Genomic DNA, 2,102 nt, shown 5'->3' with positions numbered 1-2,102 from the left:
GGGTTTCACACCCCCGCACCCCCGTGGGATATTTGTCCCAGTATGAAAGGGAGAGAGTCGTGCAGGCCGAGATGATCATCACCAATGCGAAGGTCCTGACGATGGACGAGGGGCGTCCGCGGGCCGAGGCGGTGGCGCTGGCGGGCGGGCGCATCCTGGCGGTCGGGAGCCGCGCCGAGGTGGAGGCGCTGGCGGGGCCGGGCTGCCGGGTGGTGGATGCCGGGGGGCGGACGCTGCTGCCGGGATTCGTGGAAAGCCACCTGCATCTGGTGCTGGGCGGCAACGAGCTGTCGCAGTTGCAGCTGGGCGGGGTGGCGGGGTTCGATGATCTGGCGCGGGCCTTCCGGGCCTATGCCATGCAGAACCCCGACCTGCCGCTGCTGATGGCGCAGGGGGCGGCTTATGAGATTCTGGAGCATCCGGTCACGCGGGCCGATCTGGACCGGGTGCTCGGCGACCGACCGATCGCGATGATGTCGCCGGACCATCACACGGTCTGGGCCAATACGCCGGCGCTGCGGGCGGCGGGCCTGCTGCACGGGGCGGCGATGCCCACCGGGCATGTGGTGGTGATGGGCGCGGACGGGACGGCGACGGGGGAGTTGCTGGAGTTCGAGGCCTTCTCGCCGGTGCTGGCGCTGACCGGCGACCTGCACCTGCAGCTTGGCATCGCGACGGGGGGCGAGCCGGAGCCCTGGCCCTCGCCCGAGCAGCGCGCGAAGGACAAGGAGAAGGTGGCGGCGGGCCTCGCGCATTGCGCGGCGCACGGGATCACCAGCATGGTGAACATGGACGGCAACCGCTACACCTGCGTGCTTCTGCAGGAGATGGAGGCCGAGGGGCGGCTGACGGCGCGGGTCAAGGTGCCCTTCCACTTCAAGCCGCATATGGCGCTGGCGGAGCTGGAGCGGGCTTCTGCGATGGCGGCGGAGTTCCGGGGCGACTGGGTGACCAGCGGTTTCGTCAAGATGTTCATGGACGGGGTGGTGGACAGCCGCACGGCGTTCATGCTGCACGACTATCCGGGGACGACCGAGCGGGGCGCGCCGCTCTTCGAGCACGAGCGGTTCAAGGACATCTGCCGCGAGATTTCGGCGAGGGGTCTGCAGATCGCGGTCCATGCCATCGGCGACGGGGCGGTGCGGCAGACCATTGACGGCTATGAGGCGGCGGGGCGGCCCGACCTGCGGCACCGGATCGAGCACATCGAGCTGATCGACCGGGCCGACGTGCCCCGGCTCGGGGCGCTGGGGATCACGGCCAGCGTGCAGCCGCCGCATCCGCCGGGCGCGATGGATTTCCCGATGTCGACGATGGACCACGTCTTTCATCGGGAGCGCTGGCGCGATGCCTACCTGACCCGGACGCTGACCGAACACGGGGCGGCGCTGGCTTTCGCCTCCGACTGGCCGGTGACGGATGTGAGCGTGATGCGCGGCATCCAGGCGGCGCTGACCCGGGTGCCCTATGAGGGCTGCCAGGACGAGAGGGTCGGGCTGATGCAGGTCTTGCACGCCTATACTGCGGGCGGGGCCTGGGCTGCGCATCGGGAGGGGCTGACGGGGGTGCTGAGGGCGGGGATGGCGGCCGACCTGGTGCTGATCGACGGCGATATCGAGGCGATTCCGGCGGAAGATCTGGGCCGGACGGGAATCGCGCTGACGATTGCCGGGGGCAGGGTGACGCATGACGGGGCCCGGCTGTAGGGTGCGACAACCCGTCGTGCCTGTCAGTGTATTGAAAACAAAAGGAAAAACGCTTCTTCGGAAAAAATCGTCATCTTCCCGTCATTTTCCGCTTGCGGCCCTCGGGGTCGGTGCGTAAAAGCCCCCTCACCGAAACGGAACGGCGGCGGAAACGAAGCCGGGAAGGATCGGAAGCGGTCACGAAAGCCGCGAAATCCTGGAGGCAAGATGGCAGTTACGCCAGAAGTTCTGGTGTGCTGCGTGTTTTGTGTCCGCGCTCTTTGACATTGATGGAATATGAAGGGATATGCGGGCGGTTTGGGCGCATCGGCGTCTGAATACGAGCATATCGGCCTACTAGGGGAGCGGGGGAACCTGCCGACCGATGATGTAGGTGTCAGCTTCACTACTTGTGGG

General features: G+C 67.5%; 1 protein-coding gene. It reads left to right on the top strand.

Translation table 11 applies throughout. The annotated features are described in order from the left end of the window. The first annotated feature begins 59 nt into the window (after positions 1-59). Positions 60-1,706, top strand: a complete 1,647-nt coding sequence (locus tag ACE3P6_RS04680) for an amidohydrolase (protein ID WP_374392077.1) — start codon at positions 60-62, stop codon at positions 1,704-1,706. Positions 1,707-2,102 lie beyond the last annotated feature (396 nt).

This window comes from Tabrizicola sp., assembly GCF_041911175.1.
Taxonomy (GTDB): domain Bacteria; phylum Pseudomonadota; class Alphaproteobacteria; order Rhodobacterales; family Rhodobacteraceae; genus Tabrizicola.
This window is presented reverse-complemented; position numbering and strand designations above follow the sequence as displayed.